Origin of the sequence: Clostridium sp. HCS.1 (genome assembly GCF_047900555.1) — a bacterium.
In the GTDB taxonomy this organism is placed as follows: Bacteria; Bacillota; Clostridia; order Clostridiales; family Clostridiaceae; genus Clostridium.
Window position 1 is genome coordinate 3,648,646 of record NZ_CP170704.1, and the last position, 26,878, is coordinate 3,675,523.

At 28.7% G+C, this 26,878-nt stretch carries 25 protein-coding genes and 1 tRNA gene; 9 read left to right on the forward strand and 17 right to left on the reverse strand.

Annotated features, from left to right (window positions below; translation table 11 throughout):
• Positions 1-96 precede the first annotated feature (96 nt).
• The 8 genes from ACFYH6_RS17520 to ACFYH6_RS17555 all read right to left on the reverse strand — a co-directional run bounded on the left by ACFYH6_RS17520 (position 97) and on the right by ACFYH6_RS17555 (position 8,662).
• Positions 97-1,464, reverse strand: a complete 1,368-nt coding sequence (locus ACFYH6_RS17520; RefSeq protein WP_416180225.1) for an MATE family efflux transporter — start codon at positions 1,462-1,464, stop codon at positions 97-99.
• Between the two features lie 217 nt (positions 1,465-1,681).
• Positions 1,682-1,756, reverse strand: a tRNA-Arg gene (locus ACFYH6_RS17525).
• Between the two features lie 168 nt (positions 1,757-1,924).
• On the reverse strand, positions 1,925-2,851 hold the full coding sequence (locus tag ACFYH6_RS17530; RefSeq protein WP_416180226.1) for a D-ribose ABC transporter substrate-binding protein: 927 nt from the start codon (positions 2,849-2,851) through the stop codon (positions 1,925-1,927).
• Between the two features lie 114 nt (positions 2,852-2,965).
• Complete coding sequence (locus tag ACFYH6_RS17535; RefSeq protein WP_316341970.1) at positions 2,966-3,901, reverse strand: ABC transporter permease; 936 nt, start codon at positions 3,899-3,901, stop codon at positions 2,966-2,968.
• Entirely contained in the window at positions 3,894-5,384 is a 1,491-nt protein-coding gene (locus ACFYH6_RS17540; protein WP_416180227.1) for a sugar ABC transporter ATP-binding protein, read from the reverse strand. Before ACFYH6_RS17540 ends, ACFYH6_RS17535 begins: the two co-directional genes overlap by 8 nt.
• A gap of 16 nt (positions 5,385-5,400) precedes the next feature.
• Positions 5,401-5,808 (reverse strand): D-ribose pyranase, encoded by a 408-nt coding sequence (gene rbsD, locus ACFYH6_RS17545; RefSeq protein ID WP_316341968.1) that lies wholly within the window; start codon positions 5,806-5,808, stop codon positions 5,401-5,403.
• Positions 5,809-5,813: 5 nt separating this feature from the next.
• Entirely contained in the window at positions 5,814-7,697 is a 1,884-nt protein-coding gene (rbsK, locus tag ACFYH6_RS17550; RefSeq protein ID WP_416180228.1) for a ribokinase, read from the reverse strand.
• Between the two features lie 179 nt (positions 7,698-7,876).
• Entirely contained in the window at positions 7,877-8,662 is a 786-nt protein-coding gene (locus ACFYH6_RS17555; RefSeq protein ID WP_416180229.1) for a staygreen family protein, read from the reverse strand.
• Between the two features lie 211 nt (positions 8,663-8,873).
• Here ACFYH6_RS17555 and ACFYH6_RS17560 point away from each other — a divergent pair, with 211 nt between their 5' ends.
• A complete protein-coding gene (locus tag ACFYH6_RS17560) occupies positions 8,874-9,602 on the forward strand; it encodes a lysophospholipid acyltransferase family protein (RefSeq protein ID WP_416180230.1) in 729 nt (242 codons plus the stop codon).
• A gap of 146 nt (positions 9,603-9,748) precedes the next feature.
• Here the strand turns inward: ACFYH6_RS17560 and ACFYH6_RS17565 are convergent, their stop codons facing one another.
• Positions 9,749-10,258 carry a methylated-DNA--[protein]-cysteine S-methyltransferase gene (locus ACFYH6_RS17565; protein WP_416180231.1) on the reverse strand — a complete coding sequence of 170 codons (510 nt, stop codon included), beginning with the start codon at positions 10,256-10,258 and terminating at the stop codon, positions 9,749-9,751.
• Between the two features lie 310 nt (positions 10,259-10,568).
• Here ACFYH6_RS17565 and ACFYH6_RS17570 point away from each other — a divergent pair, with 310 nt between their 5' ends.
• A complete protein-coding gene (locus ACFYH6_RS17570; RefSeq protein ID WP_316341964.1) occupies positions 10,569-12,149 on the forward strand; it encodes a DEAD/DEAH box helicase in 1,581 nt (526 codons plus the stop codon).
• 70 nt (positions 12,150-12,219) lie between these two features.
• Here the strand turns inward: ACFYH6_RS17570 and ACFYH6_RS17575 are convergent, their stop codons facing one another.
• Entirely contained in the window at positions 12,220-12,522 is a 303-nt protein-coding gene (locus tag ACFYH6_RS17575) for a hypothetical protein (RefSeq protein WP_416180232.1), read from the reverse strand.
• A gap of 106 nt (positions 12,523-12,628) precedes the next feature.
• Between ACFYH6_RS17575 and rd the strand changes: the two genes are divergently transcribed.
• Complete coding sequence (gene rd, locus ACFYH6_RS17580) at positions 12,629-12,793, forward strand: rubredoxin (RefSeq protein WP_291707548.1); 165 nt, start codon at positions 12,629-12,631, stop codon at positions 12,791-12,793.
• A 241-nt stretch (positions 12,794-13,034) separates the two neighbouring features.
• Here the strand turns inward: rd and ACFYH6_RS17585 are convergent, their stop codons facing one another.
• From ACFYH6_RS17585 to chbG, 5 genes are all read right to left on the reverse strand, one after another.
• On the reverse strand, positions 13,035-13,598 hold the full coding sequence (locus ACFYH6_RS17585; protein ID WP_416180233.1) for a hypothetical protein: 564 nt from the start codon (positions 13,596-13,598) through the stop codon (positions 13,035-13,037).
• A 161-nt stretch (positions 13,599-13,759) separates the two neighbouring features.
• Entirely contained in the window at positions 13,760-14,563 is an 804-nt protein-coding gene (locus tag ACFYH6_RS17590; protein ID WP_416180234.1) for a MurR/RpiR family transcriptional regulator, read from the reverse strand.
• 153 nt (positions 14,564-14,716) lie between these two features.
• Entirely contained in the window at positions 14,717-15,370 is a 654-nt protein-coding gene (locus ACFYH6_RS17595) for an N-acetylmannosamine-6-phosphate 2-epimerase (protein ID WP_416180235.1), read from the reverse strand.
• 5 nt (positions 15,371-15,375) lie between these two features.
• Positions 15,376-16,866, reverse strand: coding sequence for a PTS transporter subunit EIIC (locus ACFYH6_RS17600; RefSeq protein ID WP_416180236.1), 1,491 nt, complete (start codon positions 16,864-16,866; stop codon positions 15,376-15,378).
• Positions 16,867-17,066: 200 nt separating this feature from the next.
• Positions 17,067-17,804: a chitin disaccharide deacetylase gene (gene chbG, locus ACFYH6_RS17605; RefSeq protein WP_416180237.1), complete on the reverse strand. Its 738-nt coding sequence runs from the start codon at positions 17,802-17,804 to the stop codon at positions 17,067-17,069.
• A 203-nt stretch (positions 17,805-18,007) separates the two neighbouring features.
• Here chbG and ACFYH6_RS17610 point away from each other — a divergent pair, with 203 nt between their 5' ends.
• Together ACFYH6_RS17610 and ACFYH6_RS17615 are read left to right on the forward strand one after the other, a co-directional pair.
• Positions 18,008-20,377: a GxGYxYP domain-containing protein gene (locus ACFYH6_RS17610; protein ID WP_416180238.1), complete on the forward strand. Its 2,370-nt coding sequence runs from the start codon at positions 18,008-18,010 to the stop codon at positions 20,375-20,377.
• A 117-nt stretch (positions 20,378-20,494) separates the two neighbouring features.
• Positions 20,495-20,932, forward strand: coding sequence for a globin domain-containing protein (locus tag ACFYH6_RS17615; RefSeq protein ID WP_416180239.1), 438 nt, complete (start codon positions 20,495-20,497; stop codon positions 20,930-20,932).
• 106 nt (positions 20,933-21,038) lie between these two features.
• Here the strand turns inward: ACFYH6_RS17615 and ACFYH6_RS17620 are convergent, their stop codons facing one another.
• Both ACFYH6_RS17620 and ACFYH6_RS17625 read right to left on the reverse strand, forming a co-directional pair.
• Positions 21,039-21,731 carry a YjgB family protein gene (locus ACFYH6_RS17620; RefSeq protein WP_416180240.1) on the reverse strand — a complete coding sequence of 231 codons (693 nt, stop codon included), beginning with the start codon at positions 21,729-21,731 and terminating at the stop codon, positions 21,039-21,041.
• Positions 21,732-21,828: 97 nt separating this feature from the next.
• Positions 21,829-22,587, reverse strand: coding sequence for a MerR family transcriptional regulator (locus ACFYH6_RS17625; protein ID WP_316341954.1), 759 nt, complete (start codon positions 22,585-22,587; stop codon positions 21,829-21,831).
• A 224-nt stretch (positions 22,588-22,811) separates the two neighbouring features.
• On the opposite strand from ACFYH6_RS17625, the gene cdd reads away from it, so the two are divergent.
• The 4 genes from cdd (at position 22,812) to ACFYH6_RS17645 (ending at position 26,704) form a co-directional block, all read left to right on the forward strand.
• Complete coding sequence (gene cdd / locus ACFYH6_RS17630; RefSeq protein WP_316341953.1) at positions 22,812-23,228, forward strand: cytidine deaminase; 417 nt, start codon at positions 22,812-22,814, stop codon at positions 23,226-23,228.
• Between the two features lie 257 nt (positions 23,229-23,485).
• On the forward strand, positions 23,486-23,941 hold the full coding sequence (gene tnpA, locus ACFYH6_RS17635; RefSeq protein ID WP_416246467.1) for an IS200/IS605 family transposase: 456 nt from the start codon (positions 23,486-23,488) through the stop codon (positions 23,939-23,941).
• 608 nt (positions 23,942-24,549) lie between these two features.
• Complete coding sequence (locus ACFYH6_RS17640) at positions 24,550-26,043, forward strand: DUF1538 domain-containing protein (RefSeq protein WP_416179908.1); 1,494 nt, start codon at positions 24,550-24,552, stop codon at positions 26,041-26,043.
• Entirely contained in the window at positions 26,033-26,704 is a 672-nt protein-coding gene (locus ACFYH6_RS17645; RefSeq protein WP_416179907.1) for a P-II family nitrogen regulator, read from the forward strand. The genes ACFYH6_RS17640 and ACFYH6_RS17645 overlap by 11 nt, the downstream gene beginning before the upstream one ends.
• Positions 26,705-26,878: the final 174 nt, after the last annotated feature.

The following is a 26,878-nucleotide window of genomic DNA, read 5'->3' on the forward strand; positions in this document are numbered from 1 at the left end:
CTCCTAATGATAAATATATTTTATTATCTATTATATCATATATAAATTTCAAAATATTAGAACTAATAAAAATTGTATCCTTAAATTTATATTCTTCTACGCAATTTCATATTCTTCAACTACATTTTTTATCCATTTTCCTGACTTTAATCTACTTCTTTCAAATATAATTTTGATAAACTCTTCTGTACATATTAAGAAATATACTAATGTTACAGGAAAGCCTAAGAATATTGCTCCAATAAAGGAAATAGGTACAGCATAGAACCATACAGTTCCTAATTGGACTAGTGTTGAATAAAGAGTATCTCCGCCACCTCTAAAAATTCCAACAATCATAACTACATTATAGAATCTTATAGGACATATTAATGCCATAATTCTTAAAACTGTAACTGCGTCTTTAAAAGTATTTGCTTCAACATTAAATGGTCTAACAATTTGTGGTGCTAAAAGCCATACTGCTATTCCTATTATTAATCCTATTATAGGAGAAATTTTACCTATCTTATGTGAATAATCTACAGCAATATCTTCTTCATTAGCACCAATTTTATTCCCAACCATTATTGCAGCAGCTGATGCTAACCCTATACATAAGACCATAAACATATTATTTAATGTTGTTGCAATTTGCATTGTGGCAACAGCACTAGTTCCTATTTGTGCATAGGCTATTGAGTATGCTGTCATTCCTAGTGACCATAATAATTCATTAGCAATAACAGCAGTAGAAGTATTGAAATACACCTTGATAAAATTCATATCAAAAGAAAATAGTTCTTTTATCTTTGATGAAACAATATTATTTTTAACATAAATCATGAAAAATATATAAGTCATTTCTAAAGTTCTTGCAATAGTTGTTGCTAAAGCTGCCCCAACTACCCCCATTGGTTTTATTCCTAAGTTTCCAAATATAAATATCCAGTTTAAAAGTGCATTACAAATTACACCTATTAAGCTAGCGTACATAGGGATCTTAGGCTGTTCTGTACTTCTTAGTGCAGATGAAAATCCTTGAGTAAAATTTGTAAATAAAAAGCTAATAGCAATAACTCTTAAATACTGTGATCCAAGTTCAATAACTCTAGGATCTTTTGATAATATAGCCATTATTGAGCCTGATAATATAAAGGCTGCTCCTCCAAATATTATTGATGCAATTAAACCTATTGATATATCTAATCCAAGGACCTTCTTAATATTTATAACATCTTTCTTTCCCCAGTACTGTGACATAAACACACTAGCACCTGCATTTATGCCTGAAAGACATAACATAAATATAAAGAAATATTGATTTGCTAGTCCTACTGCTGCAATAACCTCCTCTCCTAATCTACCAATCATCAGATTATCTACAAGATTTAAAGATGATGTTATAAAGCTTTGAAAAGTTATTGGCAATGCTAAGGTAAGCATTGTAGTTATAAAAGTTTTATCCTTTAGTATTTTCTTCATTTTATCCTCCTGCATTTATTAGTACGAATACTTTTATTTAATACATAAAAAAAAGAGCAATGGGTAATTAGCTGCCCATCTGCTCTTAAATCATAAAATATTTTCTAATAATTCCCCTAGTTTGTCAACAATATTAAAACACTAAATTAAAGTAACAATATTTAATTAAGTAAAAAACTCGTAAACCTTGAATTATCTTGGTTTACGAGTTTTTTATTGGTATCCCCAACAGGGATCGAACCTGTATCTGTCCCTTAGGAGGGGACTGTTCTATCCATTGAACTATGGAGACTTAAGTACCAAATAAATTGTATAATAACATTTTCTTCATGTCAATATATAAAGTATGCATATGGAAAAACTCCTATGTTTTACTAACTCAATAGCTTAGATATTAAATCATAATAACCACTCCTTAAAGGGGTGGTTATTATTTTTTTAGTTATATATTAAATCTATTTTATTCTTTTACTAATGTTACTTCTACAGGAATTTCTTTTTCTACTGTTTCTCCTGCCATTAATTTTACTGCTGTTTCTACAGCTGTTGATCCCATTAAATCAGGTTGTTGAGCTACTGTTGCAGCCATTTTACCATCTTTAACTGCTGCCAAAGCATCATCAGTTGCATCAAAGCCTACTACTACTATATCTTTTCCATTAATTGCTTCTACAGCACCTAAAGCCATTTCATCATTATGTGCAAATACACCTACTATATCAGGATTAGCTTGTAGCATATTTTCCATAACTGTCATACCTTCTGAACGATTAAAGTTTGCAGTTTGTTTTGATACTACATTAAGTTTTGTGTCAGCTATTTCATGGAAGCCTTTACCACGATCTATTGCAGCACTTGTTCCAGGTACTCCTTCTAATTCAGCAACTTTAGCACCTTCTCCAACTAAGCTTAATAGATATTCTGTTGCCATTTTTGCACCTGCTACATTATCAGAAGCTATTGCACAATCAACATCTACACCATTTACGACACGGTCAACAGAAACTACTTTAATACCTTTTGCAATTGCATCTTTTACTGCAGGTGCTACTGCATCGGAATCTACAGGATTAACAATTAATACACTAATATTTTTTGAAATAAGATCTTCAATATCACTTGTTTGTTTTGCAGCATCATCTCCTGCATCTACAACAATTAATTCCACATTTTTTTCTTTTGCTTTTTCTTTAGCACCATCACTTAAAGTTACGAAGAAAGGATTGTTTAATGTTGATACTGAAAGACCTATACTTCCATTACCTTCTTTTGTTTCTGTACCACTGTCTTTTTCCCCGTCAACACTGACTGAACTACAAGCAGTTACAGACATCATCATTGCTGTTGCTAATGCAATACCAAGTAATTTTTTAATTTTCAGTTTCATATTTTTTCCCTCCTAATACTTTTACAACTCTACAAATTTTATTTTTATAAAAAGTGTGAGTTGATTTTTAAATTTTATTATATGTTATATTTTGTATAACCTAATTAATTTTGATTAACGTTTACGATCTGATAATACAGCAATTAGAATTACAACTCCTTTTACCACATCTTGATAGTAAGAAGATACACCAAGTATGTTTAACCCATTATTCAAAACAGCAATAATTAAAACACCTACAAATGTACCCCATATACGACCACGTCCTCCATTCATACTTGTTCCACCTAATGCTACTGCTGCGATTGCATCTAACTCATATCCTGACCCTAAAGTAGGTTGTGCTGATCCTAAACGAGATAGCAATATTAATCCTGCTAAAGCTGCCATACAACCAGAAATTGCATATGCTGCTAATTTTGTTTTATCGATATTTACTCCAGATAGTTTAGCTGATTTCCAGTTGCTACCTGTAGCATAAATACGTCGTCCAAATACTGTTTTTTCTAGTATAAATATAAATAATACGAAAATAGCAATAAATAGTATTACAGGAACAGGTATTCCAAATATACTTCCCTTTCCAATAAATTTTAGTAAAAAACTATCTCCTAAATTAGAAATAGGTTTACCATCCATAAAAATCATTGTAGCTCCACGAAATACTGTCATAGTAATTAAAGTTGCAATAAATGGTTGTAAACGCCCTTTTGTTATTAAAACACCACTTATTAAACCAAAGCCTGTACCAATTATTAATGCAAGAAGTATTGCTAATCCTACAGGCATTCCATTTGCAATAAATTTTGCACATAATGCTGTAGATAGAGCTAAAACAGAACCTACTGATAAGTCAATTCCGCCAGTCAATATAACAAAAGTCATACCAAAGGCAATAAGTCCATTTATTGAAGATTGTCTTAGTAATGATAAGAAGTTTCCTACAGTTCTAAATTCGGGACTTATAATACTAATAACTACTATTAATAAAATCAACGCAATTAAAGCCCCTAAATCTTGTACATAATTAATTAATTTCTTATTATTCATTTAGTTTTCCTCCTGTCGCTAAAGTCATAATATTTTCTTGATTAGCTTTTTCTTTTGGTAAAATCCCAGTTATTTTACCTTCTCTTACAACCATTATACGATCAGACATCCCCAATACTTCAGGGAGTTCAGAAGACACCATTATAATTGCAACTCCAGTTGCTGCTAATTTATTAATAATGTTATAAATATCTTTCTTGGCACCAATATCTACTCCCCTAGTAGGTTCATCTAAAATAAGAACCTTAGGGTCTGTATCAATCCATTTAGCAAATACAACTTTTTGCTGATTACCACCACTTAACTTATTACACTCATGTGATGGTCCAAAGCATTTAATGTGTAATTCTTCAATAGCTTCTTTAACTAAATCATTCTCTGTTTTTTTCATGAGAACACCATTTTTAGATATTCTCCCTAAGTTTGCTATAGAAATATTTTTCATAATGCTATCTTCAAGCATTAATCCTTCTGATTTTCTATCTTCAGTAATAAATCCAATTCCATTTTTCATTGCATCACGAGGATTCTTATTTACTATTTCCATTCCATCAATAAAAACTTTCCCTGTTACATTAGGCATATCTCCAAAGATAGCCTTCATAATTTCAGTTCTACCAGCTCCCATTAAACCTGATACACCAAGGACTTCACCTGCACGAACTTGAAATGATATATTATTGAATACTCCAGGGCAATTGAAATCCTTTACTTCAAATACTACAGCTCCTATTTTTGCATTTCTTTCTGGATAACGTTCACCAATTTCACGTCCTATCATCATTTTAACCAAATCATTCATATCAGTATCAGTAATTTTCTTTGTTGCAATATATTCACCATCTCTAAGAACTGTAATACTATCACATAATTCAAATATCTCTTCCATACGATGTGAAATATAAATAATAGAAACGCCTTTTTCTCTTAAGTTCCTAATAATCTGAAATAGTACTTTTGTTTCATTTTGTGTTAAAGCTGCTGTAGGTTCATCCATTATAATAACTTTTGCATCTATCATTAAGGCTTTTGCTATTTCAATCATCTGTTGTTGACCAACTGATAGCCTGTCCATTCTAGTACTAGGATTAATATTAACACCAAGTCTATCTAATACTTTCTTTGCTTCATCACGCATAGATTTCTTGTCACAAACTCCAAACTTATTTGTTATTTCCTTTCCCATAAACATATTTTCTTCTACAGTTAAATCAAACAATACATTTAATTCTTGATGAATAAATACAATACCAGCATTTTCTGCTTCCTTGGGGTTTTTGTAACATACTTCCTTTCCATCTACAATAACAGTACCCTCATCTCTTGTATAAACACCTGTAAGAATCTTCATAAGAGTTGATTTACCAGCACCATTTTCACCTACTAAAGCATGAACTTCTCCATTATCCAATAAAAAACCAGCATTTTTCAGAACCTTATTACCACCAAAAGCTTTATTAATTCCACGCATTTCAATCTGCATAATTTCCCCTCCTTATTTAGAAGATACAACCAGATTGTAAAATAATATTGGCATAAGGAGTTGTTTCTCCTGTACGAATTACTGCCTTGCATTCTTTTGTAAGTAGCTTAAGTTCCACATGAGAAACATATTCTATTTCTGGTTTAATATCTAATTTAGAAAAATAATCTTCTATCTCTGATAATATTTTTGGATTATTTATTTTTATTTCTTCTGCCAAAATTATTTTTTCAATTTTCATGTCACTAGCAACTTCTTTTAAAACATCCATAAAAGCTGGATTACCTAATTTAAATGCTAAATCTATACGCTCAGTTTCATTAGGAATTGGCAACCCACAATCGCCAATGCAAATTCTATCAGTATGTCCCATATAAGATAAAACACGAGAAATATCACTATTTATAATTCCATTTACTTTCATAAATATTACCTCCCAAGTTCCTTATTTACCTCTTCTCTTGTAGGCATTCCAGCCTGTGCACCAAATTTTTCAATAGATAAACTTGCTGCTGTATTTGCAAATAACAATGCATTCTTTATATCTAATCCCCTACAAATTTCCACAGAAAAGGCACCATTTAATGTATCTCCTGCCCCTGTGGTATCTACTACATGTGCAAGTCTTGGAGGGATTTTCAGAATTTCACCAGACTTTAAAGCAGTAGAAACTCCTCTTGATCCTTGGGTTATAACTAACTTTTCAGGATATCTTTTCAATAATTCTTCTGTAGTTTGATTGTCTCCAAAAATAATAGCTGCTTCATGTTCATTAGGAGTTAAGTATGTTACTTTCTCTATAATATCCATAGGTACAGGTGAAGCTGGTGCAGGATTTAAAACTACAGGAATATTTTTTTCTGCACAAAATTCTATAACATAATGAACTGTTTCCAATGGGATTTCATGCTGTAAAACAACCATATCATAGTTTTCCAAAACATCTTTAATGCTATCTATATACCTCTTATCAACTTTACCATTTGCTCCTGGAACAACTACTATTGTATTGTCATTTTCACCAACTGTAATCATAGCAATTCCTGTAGGAACACCTTCTAGAACTTTAATGTAGTTAGTATTTACTCCTAAATTCTTTAAATTCTCTATCATTTTTTGCCCATTACTATCGCTACCTACGCATCCAAACATAGTAACATCCTCTCCAAGCTTAGCCATAGCAACTGCTTGATTAGCACCTTTCCCACCAGGAATATAACTTAGTGTGTCCCCTTGAATAGTCTCCCCTCTTGATGGAATTCTTCTTGCTGTAACAGTCATATCCATATTGATACTCCCTACTACTGCAAATTTCATTTTATTTGCTCCTTTCCGTTTTGTAGTTTGACGTTCTATTAATCTAACATCGAAAATATTTTCTTTATCAAATTCTTCCCCTCTAATATTTTTCATAATAATTTGCACAGCTAATGTGCCCATATCCTTTATTGGTTGGCATATAGTTGTAATTTCTGGTGTAAATATTGAACTAAGTTTAATATTATCGAATCCAATTATTTGTACCATACCAGGTACTCTATATCCTGCTTCCATTAAAACCTTATATGTTGAAATAGCAACCATATCATTACATGCAACAATACCATCTACATCTGGATATTTTTCAATTAATTCTCTGGCAGCTTTTAGCCCCTCTTCATAATCATATTTGCAGTCAACATATTGTTCTTTTATATTATATTTTCTACAAATATCCCTATATCCCTTATATCTTTGTTTACCGCTATCATATTCCATTTCATTTCTAATACATACAATATTTTTACAACCGCAATTTAATAAATGCTCAGTAGCAATTTTCCCACCCTTATAATTATCTGATTGAATATTTGCTATTTCTCCTAATCCTAGCAACTTCCGATCAACCATAACAATAGGAATATTAAAATTACTAATTACATTATTGGTAACTAATTCACTATTTGTCATAATAATAATTCCATCTGCATTTATTTGATTTAGCATTTGAATATTCATCATTTCTTTATCTGTGTTATTATTAGAATTACACAGTAGAATTTTATATCCATTACAATAAGCTTCCTCTTCAATTGATTTCGCTAATTCGCTGAAAAAAGGATTTTCAATATTAGGTATTATAACCCCTATAATTTTAGATGTTTTCTTTAATAATGCTCTTGCTAACTCGTTAGGTCTGAAACCGATTTCTTCTATTGCATCAAGTACTCTTTGCCTTTTTTTCTCATCAACATTAGCGGTACCATTCATAACACGAGATACCGTAGATGGAGAGACACCAGCTATTTCAGCTACCTTTTTAATACTTCCCATGGATACCTCCATTTCTTCCTCTTCTCACACTCTTTGAAAAGCTTTTCAAGTATATATTAATTATATTCCTTTAAATTTTTACTGTCAACATCATTTTCTGAATATTCTGTGTATTATAACATTTAAAAAGTATTGAAAATATGCTTTTCTCAATACTTTTATAATGTATATAATTTTTTCTATGCTATATTACTAATTGCTACACCATTTGATTTTACTTTTATATCTAATATCAATTCTTCTATATAATTCATATTTAATATTTTAACTGAAACAACTATTTCATGCTCTTTATATACCCCATCAATACCATCTAATTCTTTTATACTTAGTAGTTCTATTTCTCTTATTAGAAACTTAACTTCTTTTCCATACATTGGTGCTAAATGTATTTCTATATGAGGGTTTATTAGGTTTAAAATTAGATTTTTATTAATATCTATGTTGTTTTTTATTGTTTTTACTTGACTATTAATTCCCTTTTCTTTTAATTCCTTTTCATCATATATTTCTATATTTATATAATTTTTTAATTTCCCAAAAATTTCTACCTTGTAAAAGTCATCATAGATCGAGTTAAATTTTATGAATATTTCAGATTCATATAAATACTTATTTTCCTTTAGAAATTTTTCTTCAGCTTTTATTATAGAGTTAATCATTAGTGGAAGCCCTTTTCTTATTAGTTTATCCTTTTCCTTTGCTCTTTCATAACCATTCTTATTTGAAACTACATTTACTTGAAAGAAAAGCATATATTTTTCCTTTTCACAACACCATCTTCCACATAGTCCTTCACCTTTATATATGTTCTTACTTTTATTCTCATCCTTATTTATATTTACTGTAATTTTGTTTGAAGATCTTAAATAATTAACTTCATAACATCTTGGTATTATTGGACCATTATCTAATATATCATCTAACTTCTCTACAATTAATTTATAGGGACTTGCCTTATTCAAAACTAACACCTCTACTTACTAATAATTTACAATATATGTTTTCTAAATTAAAATGTGCATCTATGTAACATCACTCATAGCAGAATATTCTTTGAATTTATTATAAAATAAGGAATTTATAAAAGAATTTTTAATTAACTTTTATATACTTAGACTTTGTTATATACTTTATTTATGTACTTATTTATATTATCGAAAGGATTTGATTTGCATGCTTAGATCTATTGTTTGGTATATAGTATTCTTTGGCACACTTATTTTAAGCATTCCTGCTATGATAAGAACTAAGATGCTTACAAAAAAAGGACTAGAAGAAAAAAGAGATGAAGTTGTTTATAAAACTACTACTACTTGGGCAAAAATCTTATTAAAGGTTGCTGGAGTTAAAGTAACAGTACATGGATTAGAAAATATTCCAAAAGATAAAAATGTATTATATATAGGTAACCATCAAGGTAACTTTGATATTCCAATATATATGAGTAAGATTCCTGGACTAAAGGGATTTGTATCTAAAATCGAAGTTAAAAAAATTCCTGGAGTTAGAACTTGGATGGAATATATGTATTGCGTATTTATGGATAGAAGTAGCATAAGAAAATCTGGAGAAGCTATTATTGAAGGTATTAAAATTTTAAAAAAAGGACATTCATTAGTAATATTCCCAGAAGGAACTAGAAGTAAAGGCGATAATATGGGGGAATTTAAGGCAGGTAGCTTTAAACTTGCAACTAAATCTAAAGTACCTATAGTTCCAGTTACTATGAGTGGATCTTATAAGATAATGGAAGCTAATAAAAAGAAATGGATGGTTAAGCCTACTAATGTTGATTTATACATACATCCTGCAATAGAAACATCGAACTTAACTAAAGAAGAACAAGATACACTTAATTCAAAGGTTTATGAAATAATAAAAAGTAAACTACCACAAGACTAAGAAATTAAGAATGTAGAATGTAAAATGTAGAATTTAGGAGGAAACTCCTTGCGGAGTTTCTAAAATTAAGATATGGTTAGTAATTTGTACAAACACTAACCATATTTTAATTCCTTAATTCCTTAATTCTTTAATTCTTTCATTTTTCATTCTTTCATTATTATGTTTTTTTCGAAGTTAATAAGTATTTCCTGAATATCTGTATGACTTCCAGCGTAGCCTAGTAGTTTTTTATTTTTACCTATTACTCTATGGCAAGGAATAATTATTGGTATTGGATTTGCCTTGTTTGCTTGACCTATAGCTCTAACGGCCTTTTCACTTCCTACAGCTTTGGCTATATCACTATAGCTCCTAACCTCTCCATATGGAATTTTTAATAACTCCATCCACACTTTCTTCCTAAAGTCGGTTCCTTCTATATCAAAGGTTAAATTAAACTCTTTTCTACTTCCAGAAAAGAATTCCATTATCTGATTAATTTCCTCTTGGCACTTATCCTTACTTTCTATTAATTCATATTTATTATTTAGAGCTTCAAAGTTTTCTTTTATTATTTCAACACTTCTTAGACCTTTTTCACTTTTTATAATAAAGATACTTCCTATAATAGTTTCTAATTCATAAAAGTATAATTTTTCATTATTATTTTGCATTATTCGACTCCTTAAAAGGTTTTCTTTTTGCTTTTTCAATAAATATTATAAAATTACTTATTTTTCTAATAAATAATACGAGCATATTTTTTAAATATAGTGTATAATAAATTAGTTAATATAAAATGAATTTTATGATTAATTGTATATTATTTTAAATAAATGAAGAAATGACTGTGAATGAATGAAATTAAATTTAGTAGCTTAGGATAAATGTCGGATAATATAACCTATACTAAATTAGTTAATATAAAATAATCGATTATGATTAATTATATATTATTTTAAATAAAGAGAAAGAGGATTTTAGATGAATGAAATTAAATTTAGTGACTTAGGGCTTAAGGATACCCTTTTAAAATCTATTGAAGAATTAGGTTTTGAAAAACCATCCCAAATACAAGCAGAAGCAATACCTGTTGCAATTGAAGGGTATGACCTTATAGGGCAAGCTCAAACTGGAACTGGTAAGACAGCAGCTTTTGGTTGTGGAATCATTAACCATATTACAAAAAAGGATGGACTTAGTGCAATAATCTTAGCTCCAACAAGAGAATTAGCAATACAAGTTAATGATGAACTTAAAAGATTATCAAAATATGATGAGTTATCAATTCTTCCTGTATATGGTGGAGACCCAATAACCAATCAAATAAGAAATTTAAAAAGAGGAGTAAACATAGTAGTTGGTACTCCTGGTAGAGTGTTAGACCATATTAAAAGAGGAACTATAGATTTAAATAAGATTAAGTTCTTAGTTTTAGATGAAGCTGATGAAATGTTAAATATGGGCTTTATAGATGATTTAGAAGATATAATAAAGAAATTACCTGAAAATAGGCAAACTTTATTATTCTCAGCTACAATGCCAGAACAAATTAAGAAGTTAGCAAAAAGATACATGAAACCAGATGCTAAACATATAGCAATAAAGAAAACTTCAATGACTGTTTCTACCATAAGCCAAAGCTTCTTTGAAGTATCTCATAAAACAAGATTTGAAGCACTTTGTAGAGTTTTAGACTTTGATACACCTTCTTCAGCTATAATATTCTGTAGAACTAAAAAGGGCGTTGATGAATTAGTAGAAGGAATGCAATCTAGAGGCTATGTAGTAGAGGGAATGCACGGAGATATGTCACAAGTACATAGATTAAGAACTTTAAAGAAATTCAAAGAAGGTTCATTAAACTATCTAGTTGCTACTGATGTTGCTGCAAGAGGAATAGATGTAGAAGGAATATCTCACGTTATAAATTATGATTTACCTCAAGACGTTGAAAGTTATGTTCATAGAATAGGTAGAACAGGAAGAGCTAATAGAAAAGGAATAGCTTATTCATTAGTTTCTCCAAAGGAATATTCTATGCTTAAACAAATAAAATTAGTAACTAAGGGAGATATATCTAGAAAGTCTATCCCAACAGTTAACGAAATATTTGATAGTAAATCTGATAGTATATTAGATGATGTTTCAAATACTATTAATGATTCAGATTACTCAAAATTCATTCCAATAGCTAAAGAATTATCTGAGAAATTTGATAATGTTGACCTTATTGCAGCATTAATTAAGAATCAATTTAATAGTGATTTACTTGATAACTATTCTTCTAACGTATTAGAAGCACCTAAGTCAGAAGATGTACGTTTATTCTTATCTATCGGTAGAAGAGATGGAATTACTCCTAAATCTTTAGTAAACTTTATAAAGGATACTGCTAGAATAAGAGCAACATCTATTGGAGATATAGATATTTTAGAAAACTTCTCCTTTGTAAATATAGCTCCAGATGTTAAAGATAAGGTTATTGATAAATGTATGGGCCTTAAAGTTAACAAGAGAAAAGTTAACATTGAAGTTGCAAATAGAAATAAAAAAAGAAAATAATATTTAAAATATAATAATTTTAAATAAAAAGAAGATGTAACAATAATTTTTGTAACATCTTCTTTTATTTTTACTTACATTTCTTTTTTATACCATCATAAAGGTATCTAATATACTCTGTATCTACATTATCTTTTTCTAGCATTTTTATTCTATTTTCTACCTTACTTAAAGCTTCTTTAGCCTCTTCAAAATCCTTTTGGCGAATACATGAACTTGAATATTCTAATAAATAATCTATTTTTAGTACTAATTCTGCCAAATCTTCTCTCTCATCATTAACTAAATCCACTAATAAAGAATAAATCTTTGGAGAGGTATCCTTCCTTACACTACTAAGTAAATCATTATTCTTACTAGTTTTTCTACTCATTTTATCACCTTCTTCGTTAACTTTATTATTTATATTAATTTATATCATATTTTTATAATATACCCAATACATTTTAATGTATAGATGATTAGGAGGTATTTATTAAATGCAAAAATATGTATGCGTTCCATGTACTTATGTCTATGATCCTGAATACGGAGATCCAGAAAACGGAATAGATCCAGATACTCCATTTGAGGACTTACCTGATGATTGGGTTTGCCCTGTTTGTGGAGCTACAAAGGACGAATTCGAACTTTTAGAGGATTAAAAACAGAAATACATATTATTACTTTTATTTATAGGATAATATGTATTTCTCGTTTTATTTATTAAATTTTCCTGGGAAATATACAAATTTATCATAACTAACTAATAAATTATCAAAAGTATTAGATGCTAAAACTAAAGTATCATCCTTTTTAACTTCATAAAGATAATGCTAGCTACAAAGGTAAACTTCATTTGTAGCTAGCATTATTTTTTCTCTTACTTTTAAAAGAAATATTTAATTACTTAATCTTATCATATTTTATCGGTTCTTCTGATCCAGAAACTATTTCTCCATTCTTTCTGAATATTTCTGTTACATGCATCTTTCCATCATATACTTTTTCTACTGCTGTAAATGTTACTTCAGGTGAAAATTCACTTTCACTTTCTGCTAAAAAATATTCTTCTTTTTCTTCAAACACTATTGGAGTAAATTTCTTAGATAACTCTAACTTATCATAATCTATTACCAATTCATCATTTGAGTTTATAAAATCATTATAGTCTATGTAATTTGGTAATTCATAAGAAGTTAACACTACATTTTTATCTTCATTTAATGTGTATAAAAATAAATGATGTAATGCTGTTTCATGTTCCCCATGTTTATAATAAGTTTCATCTATAGTAAAGTATCCATTAAAATCCTTTGGCAAATTTTTTATTTTATCATTACATATACCAACTATATGCTTTGCTACAGGGGTTCTAACTTCTCCAGTTGCTTCTTCTTCATCTTTTAATTGTTTTTCATTGTTAAAGTATCCAGATATATATTTCATAAATCTTTGTAACTTTTCCACTATAATCACCTCTTTTTCCCTTACCTTTAATTATACCACTATTATCCAATATAACACTTCCGCTAAATTGCAAAAATACGTCAAAAAAAGTAATTAGGAATGATTATCCCTATCAATATTCTTTATTCATATTTTTTATATTAATTACAAAAAATTTTATATCATCCATTAGTAATAGCATCAATAGTAATTTGCATCTTTTTACTTAACTCTTCATCCTTTAATAAAGCCATGGAAATTAAATCCAATAAGTACATAGCTGAAAATTGACTGTTAATAAACTTCTTTTTATTAACGAATCTAGGATTATAAACTATAAGTTCTATATCTGAATATTTACTCATACTACTTTCCTCAAAGCTAGTTATAGAAACTGTTTTTGCTCCATTTTTCTGTGAATTCTTTAATGAAAGTACTACTTCATTAGTTTCTCCTGATATAGATATACCTATTACTAAATCTTCCTCTTTTACGATAGAACTATTAATTATCATCATATGTGAGTCTGTAATACAGTGAACATTAAAGCCCATTCTTAATAATCTTTGCATCATTTCTGTAGCTGTTAATCCTGAACTTCCTACACCATAAATGTATATATTTTTAGCATTTTTAAGCTCATTAACTATATTGAAAATGGCTTCTTTATCTATTAGCATTTTAGTTCTTTCTATAACTTCATTATAATAATGATAAGCATAAGAAAAAATTTCATCTTCATCTTCGAATATTATCTTTTCTATTCTATTTGAGCCTAGCTTTATCTTCATATCAACAAAACTATCACAACCTATCTTTTTAGCAAATCTAGTTATTGTTGCACCTGAAGTCCCTGTTTCATTAGCTAAATCTGTAATATTTATATTTTTTATATTTTCACCATACTGCATTATATAATCAGCAATTGCCTTTTCCTTATCAGAAAAACTATTATATATCCTTCGGATTTCACTTAATATATCCACTTTACTCCCCCACTATACTATAAATTAATATAAGCTATTATTAGAATATCACTAATCTAAACTAATTAAAAGAGGTGCTTTAAATGGAATAACTCCCAAATATCAGAATATAATACCTAATACTTGGGAGTTATTAACTAAAATTTTAATAAATTAAATTGCTTTTAGAATTTCATCGCTGAATTTTTTTGTAATTAATTGTGGTCTTGTTATTGCACTTCCCACTACAACAGCATAAGCACCTTTTTCTAAAGCTAATCTAGCCTTTTCTGGAGTATCGAAATTACCTTCTGCTATAATATCAGCCTTACATTCCTTTATTAAAGCTTCTAAAACTTCAAAATTATTCATTCCTTTAGAATGCTCTGTATAACCCACTAAAGTAGTACCTATATACTTAAATCCAAGTTTATCAGCTCTTAAGCCCTCTTCTACAGTAGATATATCTGCCATAAAACTTTGATTTGGATATTTTTTAAATATTTCCTTTAAAAATTCTTCATCTTGATTCATAGTAGCATCTATAGCTATTACATCAACACCTGAATTAACAAGTAAATCTACTTCCTTCATTGTTGGTGTTATGTAAGGCTTAATGTTATCATAATTAATTTTTATTATGCCTATTACAGGTAAATCTACTTCTTTTTTTATAGCCATTATATCTTCAATACTATTTGCTCTTATACCATTAGCACCGCCTTCTTTAGCGGCTACAGCCATTCTACTCATTATATAAGAACTGTGTAATGGCTCATTTTCTAGTGCTTGACATGATACAATTAATCCTCTGTTCATTTCCTTCATTGTTTCTAATCTCTCCCTATAATTTCATTTATTTTTTGCTTTATTGGGTCTGCCTTAGCTCCAAATATAGCTTGTACTCCTCCTTTCACTTCTAAGACTGCAGTAGCTCCTAAAGATTTAATTTTATCTTTATCTACTTTACTTACATCTTTAACTGATACTCTTAATCTTGTAATACAAGCATCTACATCTTCTAAATTTTCTTCTCCACCAAGTGCAACTAACACTTTCTCTGCAACTTCATTTAAGCTATCTTTAGTTATAACCTTAACTTCTTCATCTTCTGTTTCTCTTCCTGGTGTCATAACATTAAATTTAGTGATTAAGAATCTAAATACGAAATAATATAGTGCAAACCATATTGCTCCAACTAATAATACATATATCCAATTTGTTTTAGCATTTCCTTGAAGTATTCCAAATAAAGTGAAATCTATTAATCCTCCTGAGAATGTATTACCAATTGATATATTTAATATATCTGCAATAAAGAAGGATACCCCATCAAAGAATGCATGAACTACATATAACCATGGTGCAACAAATAAGAACATAAATTCAATTGGTTCTGTAATACCAGTAATAAATGAAGTTATTGCAGCTCCTAAAAATAATCCTCCAACTAAATTTCTCTTTGCTTTAGGTACACAGTGATACATAGCTAAACATGCTCCTGGTAAACCAAACATCATTGTGGCAAAACGTCCTGCAAAGAATCTAGTTCCTTCTGTAAATAATCCTACATGATTTGGATCTGCTAATTGTGCAAAGAATATATTTTGTGCTCCTACAATTGTTTGACCTGCAACTACTTCAACTCCACCTAACTCTGTATACCAGAATAGTGGGTATATCATATGATGTAAACCAACTGCTCCTGTTAATCTTAATAAGAATCCATAAAGGAATGTTCCTATTGCTCCTAATCCTGCTATTCCATTCCCTGCTGATACTAACCACCCTTGGAATGTTGGCCATATTAAGAAGAATATTGCTCCTATGAATATTGCTGCAAAAGAAGATACTATTGGTACGAATCTTGATCCACCAAAGAATCCTAAAACTGCTGGCAATTGAATATTTCCATATTTGTTATGTAAATATGCTACTGTTAAACCTATTACTATTGATCCAACAACACCTGTATCTATTGATTCAACGGCTGGATTAAATGCTGTAATCATTCCACTAATGGAAGCATTCATAACTAAGAATGCTACTGCACCTGCAAGTCCTGCAGTACCCTTATCCTTTTTAGCTAATCCTACAGAAAGACCAATACACATAATAAGTGATAAGTTAGCAAAAACAACATTTCCTGCTGAAGACATAATTGAGAATATACCTTGTAACCAAGAAATATTTAAAAATGGATATGCTGCAACTGTATTAGGATTTGATAAAGCTCCCCCAATACCTAGTAATAAACCAGCTGCTGGTAATATTGCTATTGGCAGCATAAATGATTTACCTATTTTTTGTAACTGTTTAAACAATATAATTCCCCCTTTTGTAAAATCATTTTCATAATTGTTTCTTCATAAAAATATTTTTCTTTTGAATACATTTTCATAATATCACGAAAAAGTTTTTTATTCAATATATTTCATTAAAATTTTTTTCACAATTCTTAAAATTAAAAAAGTATTGTAAAATCATTTATTAGCTTTACAATACTTCTATATTTTTAAATATTTTAAAAGATATCTTTATAGTTACATAGTTTAATTTTATTTTCTTCTATATAATCCATTAATTCTTTAGATGTTAAAACCCTTAACTCCTCTATTCTTTTTAAGTTATATGAACTATTTTCCATAATAAAACTATCTAAATAGGCTGGGTGAGTCATAGTCTCTAAAATTTCATTCTTATTTATATCTAATTTTTTAAATCCATCAATGCTAACTGTTTTGTCATAGAAAAATCCACTGTAGGGAATTACTTTATCATAATCTAATTTATACAATAAACCTCCTCTAATTGGTAAATCATATTCCTTAATTAGTTTTTCTATAATTGGCTTAAGAGATTTTAATGTATGAACATGATGATGAGAGTCCAAATGAGTTATTTCTATACCATTATTAATAACTTTTTGTATTTGAGCTGAAAATTCATCATATACCTCTTCAATATCAAAGTTATTTTCAATCAAATCATCACTTATTCTTTTATAGAAAAAACCCTTTTCATCTACTATTGTTTTATGAGTACTTAGCACTGGTTTATAAGCTGATAAGGTTAAATGAACTCCGCATCCAAGTTCCTTTAAACCACTCCAAGATTTTAAAAGCTCCACAGCATGATCAAATGCTGGCATTCCAGCCATTATTGAAGTACTTCTTACTACTCCATTCTTGTATGCATCTATTATTCCATAGTTAACCCCATTACTAAATCCAAAATCATCAGCATTTACTATTAACTTCATAACCCTTTCCTCCCATACTTTAATGAAAAACATATTTATAATACTTTTCTTAATGATTATAACACTTGTACTTATTGAATATTTTCAAATTTTAAAATATCATTTGATTTTTATGTGAGTTCTAAATAGAACTTAATGAATAAACCATTAGTTTATTTCTAATGCTAATAAATATAAATAATTTTTTTGCGAGGTAAATACATATGAAAAAAGTTCTAAAATTTTATTCTATATTTATTTTATTGATACTTTGTTTATTAATGAATATAAATTACTTTCCTAAAGCTTTATCAGAATTAAACTTACTAGAAAATTCCCCTAATAACAACACATTGCCACATCACTTTAGAATGTCTTCCAATTATAAATCTATCATAAAAGATGATAATATTAATCTCAAAGGTCTTGATAAATTAAATATATCAGGAAGTGCACAGTTTTCAGATTCAGGGCTTTCCTTAATAAAAGATGCTATTGATAAAAACTTTTCTATAATAGATATCGATTTAAGGCAAGAATCTCATGGATTTATAAATGGAATAGCTATTAGCTTTGAAAATGAAAAAAATAATGCTACTATGGGATTAAATTTATCCGAAGTTTTATCTACTGAAAATAAACTACTAAGCGCTATTAAAATTGGAAACCCAATTACTTTCTATAATACAAAGGAAACTATAGTTCCTAAATCTATTCAAAATGAATTACAAGTTGCCAACTCAAAAGAAATTTCATATATTCGCATTCCTGTAACAGATGGTGGAATTCCTAATGATGATATGGTTAATTATTTTATTAATTTTGTTAAAAATCAACCAAAAGATTCATGGCTTCACTTTCACTGTAAAGAAGGAGTAGGGAGAACTACTACTTTTATGATAATGTACGATATTATGAAAAATTATAAAGATGTTAGCTTAAATGACATTATAAAGCGTCAATTATCCTTATCAGGTATGAGTGAGAAAAGTGAAAAAGACTTCTATAAAGGAAAGCATTTTGAATTCTTAAAGGAATTTTATAATAGCTTTACTAATAAATCAGATTCACCTACCAGTAATAATGCTTTAGATAACTGTTTAAGTTATTATTATATTAAAAACTCTATTATCCCTAAGCATTTATATGTTATTTCTGAAGCTAATATGAGTAAAGAAGAGCAGACTATGATTTCTGCTCTTCAAGGAATTATATCAACAAAATCTAACTCACAAATTTATATTCTTAGCAAAAATGAACCAGACTATAAAATATGGCTAGCTGATTTAAATAAAAATTATAATATTAGTTATGAAAACATATCTGATCCTTGGAAGCTTCTAAATATGTTTAAATACACTATTGCAGGCTATATAATATACTGTAATTCTAATCTATCATCTATAAATAATTCTTGTTCACTGGCTTCATTAAAAGATGCATTACCCATAGAAGAATCTCTGGAATCTAAAGTAAACAGTTTGGGTATAAATACATTGATTGAAGATTGTAGAAATACCAATTCTTATTGGGCATATGAAAATCTATGGAACTCTGGGTTAAATCATTCTACAGTTATTCAATTATCACCTGATAAGTCCATTGCTTTGAGGGATTATGCAATAATGTCTAAATCACTGATATTTTATGAAGATAATATAAATGATACTAGCTTAAGAAAAGGAATTTTTAATTCTATGGATGAAAACTCTCGTTGCTTAGGATGGGGGCCTGATGAATTTAATAATATAAGTATAGCTTCAAAGTATGGAGTTGATATTATTGCCTCCGACTGGTCCTATAATTTATCTGTATTAAGTTCATTTAAAGAAACTCCCCAAAGGCAAAAGACTCAAATCGAAATTCCAGAAGAGGATAATATTCATTATGTAACTTTTATTATGTCTGATGGAGATAACCAACAATGGCTACTTGGAAACAATTATAGTTCAGAAAAATGGTATGGGTCTAAAAATAGAGGAAACTTTAACTTAGGCTGGACATTAAGTCCCTCCTTATATTTTTTAGCTCCTACAGTATTTAATAAATATTATGAAAGTGCTATTTCAGATTACTATCTTGTCTCTCCTTCTGGGAATGGATACATTTATCCAAGTAAATATCCTAAGGATAAATTAATTAATTACACAAATAGATTAAATGAATATATGAAAAAGGTAGATGAAAAATATGTAGTAATAATTGATGATAACTCCTTTTATGACATTGATTTATGGGATAAATATACTAGTTGTTCCAATATAGATGGTTTATTCTATCTTGATTATAAAAGAGGTAATAATTATAAGGGTGAAATAATTTGGTCAAATAATAAACCTATTGTATCTTGCAGGGATTTGCTTTGGGATGACTTAGAAAATGAAGATGAACTAATTAATTATATTAATTCTAGGGTTAACTTAGACTATATAGATATTACTAATCCTGAATCCTATACCTTCGTTTATGTTCACGTTTGGAGCAAGGATATGGATAATCTTCAAAAGGTAGTCAATAAATTAAATAGTAATCCTAGAATAAAAGTAGTTACTCCTGATATATTTATGAGATTAATTAAAAATAATATTACTTAAAATATTTCTCCTATATTAATATTATTTAAGTTGTATTTTTGTTTAAATAGTGATAAACTTTTGTTTGTAATAAATAATATTAATTATTATCTAATACTTATTGACGAAGGAGAAATTATGTTAGATCAAAATACAATAGAGATAATTAAAAGTACGGTTCCAGTTTTAAAAACTCATGGAGTGGAAATAACAACAACATTTTATAAGAATATGTTCGAGAAAAATCCAGAAATAAAGCCATTATTTAATATGGATAGACAAGCATCAGGTGAGCAACCAAAGGCTTTAGCAATGTCAATATTAGCATCAGCTCAAAACATAGATAATTTACAAGCCATAATGCCATTAGTAAATAAAATAGCAGAAAGACATTGTAATTCTAATGTAAAGCCTGAGCATTATCCTATTATTGGAATGCATTTATTAGGTGCTATAAAAGAAACTTTAGGTGATGCTGCAACAGATGAAATAATAGATGCTTGGAGTAAAACTTATGGAATTCTTGCAGAAGTATTTATAGATGTAGAAAAAAATATTTACCTTTCAAGACAATAACTTAAATATTGAAAAATTATTATATCTTTATTCTATAATAGAAGGATTATGGGCATCCATAATCCTTTTATTTTTTATATAATATATTTTGCTAAAGTCAAGTACATTACCACTCTCTGCCTGGATCATTAGCCATGTTATTAACTGTTCCTCTAGGATATAAAACTGAATAATGATGTAAGCTTGCATCTTCGCTTTTACTATCTGAAAAAACAAATAATAACTTAAAATCGTCATTTACCTTATATCCAATTACTCTTTCATTCATATCTGTTATAACATCATATTGCGGTTCTCCAAAATATGATATTATATCTTTTAAACTTAAATCTCCTAATGATTTATCAAAAGATCTTACTTCAAATATTTGAGATCCCTTATTGACTCCAAAGGCTAAATTTTTGCTTTCAAAAGTATAATAAAGGCCTTTAGCTTCAGATACATAGTTTTCAGTATCTGCCTTACCATAAGTTTCAGTTACCTTATCTATAACATCACCTTTTGCTTTGAATTCACTGTTAATAACCATTCCATTTTGAGACTTATCTTTTATATTGTTTAGCATGTCAGCTTTATAATTATTTACATTTTCAGAATTAGTCTCACTTGAGCCTTCAGTATTTGGTTCTGTACCTTTAGGTGTAGTATTATTAGATGAATCTTTACTTGTTTCTTTATCAATTTCTGTAGATTCACTACCATTGCTATTATTATCATTAGGCGGATTTTTATAGCTACATGATATAAGTGAAATTGTAAATGCCGCTATTATAGTAATTATTAGCATTTTTTTCTTCATTCTACTACCTCCTTAATAAAGCTTTATTAATATATTATACCCTTTTTAAATGAATATTCTCACTTCTGTATAAAACTTCATATTATTGTAACTATTACTATTTTGAGTATTTTAGTATTATATCTCTTAAAGTCTTTACTACATCTTTTCCAGCTTTATCATTATAGTATTTAGCAAATCTCTCATCTGCTACATACATTTCTGCTAAACCAATATGAGCTTCTTTAGAGTAACTAGACCATGTAAAGCCAAGCCACTTTTTATGATTTTCATAAACTTCTTGTGCCACCTTTGAATCTAGATCCCCAGTACTAACAACTTCTAATAATCCCTTAAAAAGTTCCTCTTCAGTTTCATTCATTTTATTAAAATCTTCTTCCTTCATATTCATGAACTTCTTATTAGAAACTTCTATTGTTTCCTTACCATATTTATCTCTGATTTCTTTTCCATATCTTCTTTCATTTTCTTCTAAGCGTTCTTTTTTTAATCCTTCAAATTTTTCCTTATTAGACATACTGATTTCTCCCTTCTTATATTCAATAGTCTTTTCTACAGTTAAAATCAATTGATCAAGTTGATTTCTTCTGGAAATGAGGTTTTTTCGATGCTCAATTAATGATTGGCAAATATCGAAACTAGAATTAGATATTATATTTTCAATTTCTTCAAGTTTAATATCCATAGATCTATAAAGTAAAATTTGTTGTAATATATCAACTTCCTTTTCTCCATATATCCTATATCCTGATGAATTAATCCTACAGGGTTTTAGTAATCCAATCTCATCATAGTATCTAAGAGTCCTAGTACTTATACCTGCCATTTCAGCTAGCTTTTTAATTGTATATTCCATCTTTATTCCTCCTTACAAATTAATAATAAGCCTTTACGTTGCGTTAATGTCAATATATATTTAAACACTTTTTTGATATCTTTAAGCACAAAATTATCTTTAAATAAATTTCATATATACACAGATATTTAATAGTGTTATAATAATAATCCACTTAATGTTATATACTTTTAAAGTGAATTATATTTTTTAATTATTATTAAAGAAAGTGTCAGGTGAAATTTATGATTGATGCAAAATTATTAGTTGAAAAGGCTTATGAAGCTCAAAAATTTGCTTATACTCCTTACTCTAACTTTAATGTTGGTGCAGCATTACTTGGTACAAATGGTAAAATATATTTAGGTTGTAATATAGAAAATGCCGCATTTACTCCAACAAACTGTGCTGAAAGAACTGCTTTTTTTAAAGCCGTATCTGAAGGACAGCATGAATTCCTTGCAATTGCAATAGTAGGTAATAAGGCAGATGCTGAAGAAACTGAATACTGTGCTCCTTGTGGTGTATGCAGACAAGTAATAGCTGAATTCTGTGATCCGAAGACATTTAAAATCTTCCTTGCTAAAAATAAAGATGAATTTAAAGAATATACATTAGAAGAACTTTTACCATTAGGCTTTACTGGAAAAGACTTAGCTTAATATATAAGTTTAGTATAACTAAAAAATAATTATCTAATTAATAATGTAATAGAAGGTAAAATTTTAAACATTGAAATAAGACATATCATAAATTTAAAGTCCAACATAACTGTTGGGCTTTTTTTGTATTTAGAATACCCCGCGTTAGACGTGGGGTTCAAAAGAGCTTATAGCTTTGGGCACAATAAAAAAACTCCTTCTGATATAATAAAAATGCGGTCTGGCAACTGCATTAATATCAGAAGGAGGACATTCAAATGAATGATGTACATAGTTTATCACATACGAAGTGGAACTGCAAATATCATATAGTATTTGCACCGAAGTATAGAAGAAAAGTATTTTATGAAGAAAAAAGATTAGAGGTAGGAGCAATATTAAGACAATTGTGCAATTGGAAAGGGGTAAATATAATAGAAGCAGAAGTATGTATCGATCATGTACATATGCTTGTAGAAATACCACCTAAAATGAGTGTATCAAGCTTTATGGGATATTTAAAGGGAAAAAGTAGTTTGATGATATTTGAAAAGTGGGGAAATATTAAATATAAATATAGAAATAGGGAGTTTTGGTGCAGAGGATATTACGTTGATACAGTTGGAAAAAATACAAAAAAGATAAAAGAATATATAGCACATCAATTGGAAGAAGATAAATTGTCAGAGCAATTAACGATGGAATATGCCGACCCGTTTACGGGTGCCAAGTAAACTAATAGCATGTGCCAGACCGAACATACGCCTTTAGGCGTGGCTAGTAAAAAAGGGCTATGCCCGAAAATGCAAAACCACCGGCTAGGCCGGTGGATTTTTATTATGTGATCATTCTATGAAAAGGAATTGATATAGAGAAAAGTTATATATTTGACAATATCTCCTTAATATCCTTGGAGAAAATCTATAAAAATAGTATTAAACACTTAATATTATGAATAAAATATGCTTTTTTGAAATAATAATATGAATAAAATATTAAATTTAAAATAGTTAAAAAAGCTAAAACCGATTTACTTGATTGTTAAAAAAATATTTTAATATAGTTATAAAATTAAATCATTTTAGATTTCGGAAATTTGCAAAAATACTGAATATTAAGTACAATTAACTGAGGAAACATGAAAATTGGTTTTAATCGATAAGTATTCAATGAAAAATTTTAGATGTAATATTTCATACAACATATTCTACAGTAATAGAATTTTACGAGTAAATAAAGCAATGAAATTTATTAAATTTAAAGCTTATCGTTATTATATAAAAGAAAAAAACAAGAGAGGTGATTAAAAAAATAAATTTGAAATAAGAAGGGATGAGGCAAATTGAATTTATTGACAGAAAAAATTAAAGAGGTATCATTATCAGTTTTACCTATAACTTTAATTGTAATAATACTAAACTTTACATTAACACCCATAGAAACTTCTATGCTAGTAAGATTTATAATAGGTGCTGTATTTATAGTAATAGGATTATCAATATTCTTAGTTGGAGTTGATATTGGAGTAACACCAATAGGAAATATAATGGGAAACAGCATGGCTAAGGCAAATAAGCTATGGATTGTTATTATAGCGGGATTAATTCTAGGACTTGTTATATCTATAGCAGAGCCAGATCTTCATATACTTGGTGGACAAGTCGCAGATGTAACTGGAGGTGCTTTTGGAAAACTCTTAATAGTTATAGTTGTTTCAATTGGAATATCCATAATGCTTGCTTTAGGACTTGGAAGAATAGTTTATTCATTCCCATTATATAAATTAATGACTATTATTTATGGGATAATATTACTTATTGCTATTTTGGTATCACCAGAGTTTTTAGCAATATCTTTTGATGCTTCAGGAGCTACAACAGGAGCTATGACAGTTCCATTTATATTGGCCTTGGCAACTGGGGTATCTAAAATGAAAAAAGATAGTAAGCAATCAGAAAAAGATAGTTTTGGTTTAGTTGCTATAGCCTCAACAGGAGCTATCTTAGCTGTAATGATAATGAGCATAATATCAAAAACTAATGAAATCGGCGGATCAGCAGAAGTTAATTTAGAAGGAACAAAAGGAATAATAGGCCCATTTTTACATGCAATACCTCATTTAGCATATGAAATTTTCTTAGCTCTAACTCCTATAGTTCTTATATTTTTAATATTCCAAAAGATTAAATTTAAAATTTCTAAAAAATCATTAAGAAAAATAATGTTTGGTATATTATTTACCTTTATAGGTTTAGTGATATTTTTAGTAGGAGTTAATGCTGGATTTATGGAAGTTGGAACTATAGTTGGTTACAAGATAGCAGCCCTTGATAATAAGTTCTATGTTATAATAGTAGGATTTATACTTGGATGTGTAACGATTTTAGCTGAACCAGCAGTTTATGTTTTAACTCATCAAATTGAAGATGTTACTAGTGGATATGTAAAAAGAAAGGTAGTAATGTTGTCTTTAGCAATTGGAGTTGGATTTGCAGTAGCATTATCAATGATCAGAATACTTATTCCAGGGATTCAATTATGGCATTATCTATTACCTGGATATATAATATCAGTTGGTTTAATGTATATAGTTCCAAAACTATTTGTAGGAATGGCTTTTGACTCAGGTGGAGTTGCTTCGGGCCCTATGACAGCTACATTTATATTAGCTTTTGCTCAAGGTGCAGCAGCATCAATAGAAGGAGCAGATGTTTTAATAGATGGCTTTGGAATGATAGCTATGGTTGCTATGACGCCAATTATAGCTCTGCAAATATTAGGTTTAATATTTAAAATTAAATCTAAAAAAGAAGGAGTTGGTGTAGATGTTGAATAATTCTAATATTAACGATATTGAACTTCTTTGCGTTATAGTTAAATTAGGATTAGGAAGTAAGGTGCTTCACAAAGCTAAGGAGCATGGAATATCTGGTGGAACTGTGATTTTAGGAAAAGGAACTGTAAATAATAAAATTTTAGAATTTTTAGGACTTGCAGATGTAAGTAAAGAAGTGGTAATGATGATTTCTAATACCGAATTAGTAAATAAAGCTTTAGTAAAATTAGATGAAGAATTTAAATTTAACAAACCTAATAATGGAATAGCCTTCACAACCAATATATGTGCTGTATTTGGAACTAGAAGTTGTAAAGGAAATGAAAAAGTTAAAGAGGGAGATTTTGATAAAATTATGTATAATTCTATAACTATTATTGTAGATAAAGGAAGAGCTGTGGATGTAATAGATGCAGCAACTAAAGCTGGATCATTAGGAGGCACTATTATTAATGCAAGAGGATCAGGAATTCATGAAACTAGTAAAGTATTTGCTATGGAAATAGAACCTGAAAAGGAAGTAGTTCTTATTTTAACAAAAACAGACCAAACTGAACAAATTGTAGAGTCAATTTCAAAAGAAATTAAAATTAATGAACCAGGAAATGGTATCATATATATTCAAAATATAAATAAAACTTATGGATTATATGAGAAATAAGTTAAAAGATAATAAAAAAATAAGAAAATCTTTAAGATTTTCTTATTTTTTTATTTTAGAGGTAATTTCTATTGAAATAGTATTAACTTTAATGTAGCATAAGATTCATGTAAATAATTGGTGGCAATAAAACTTTAAAATTATAATAATTTATACTTGGTTAAAGTAAAAAAG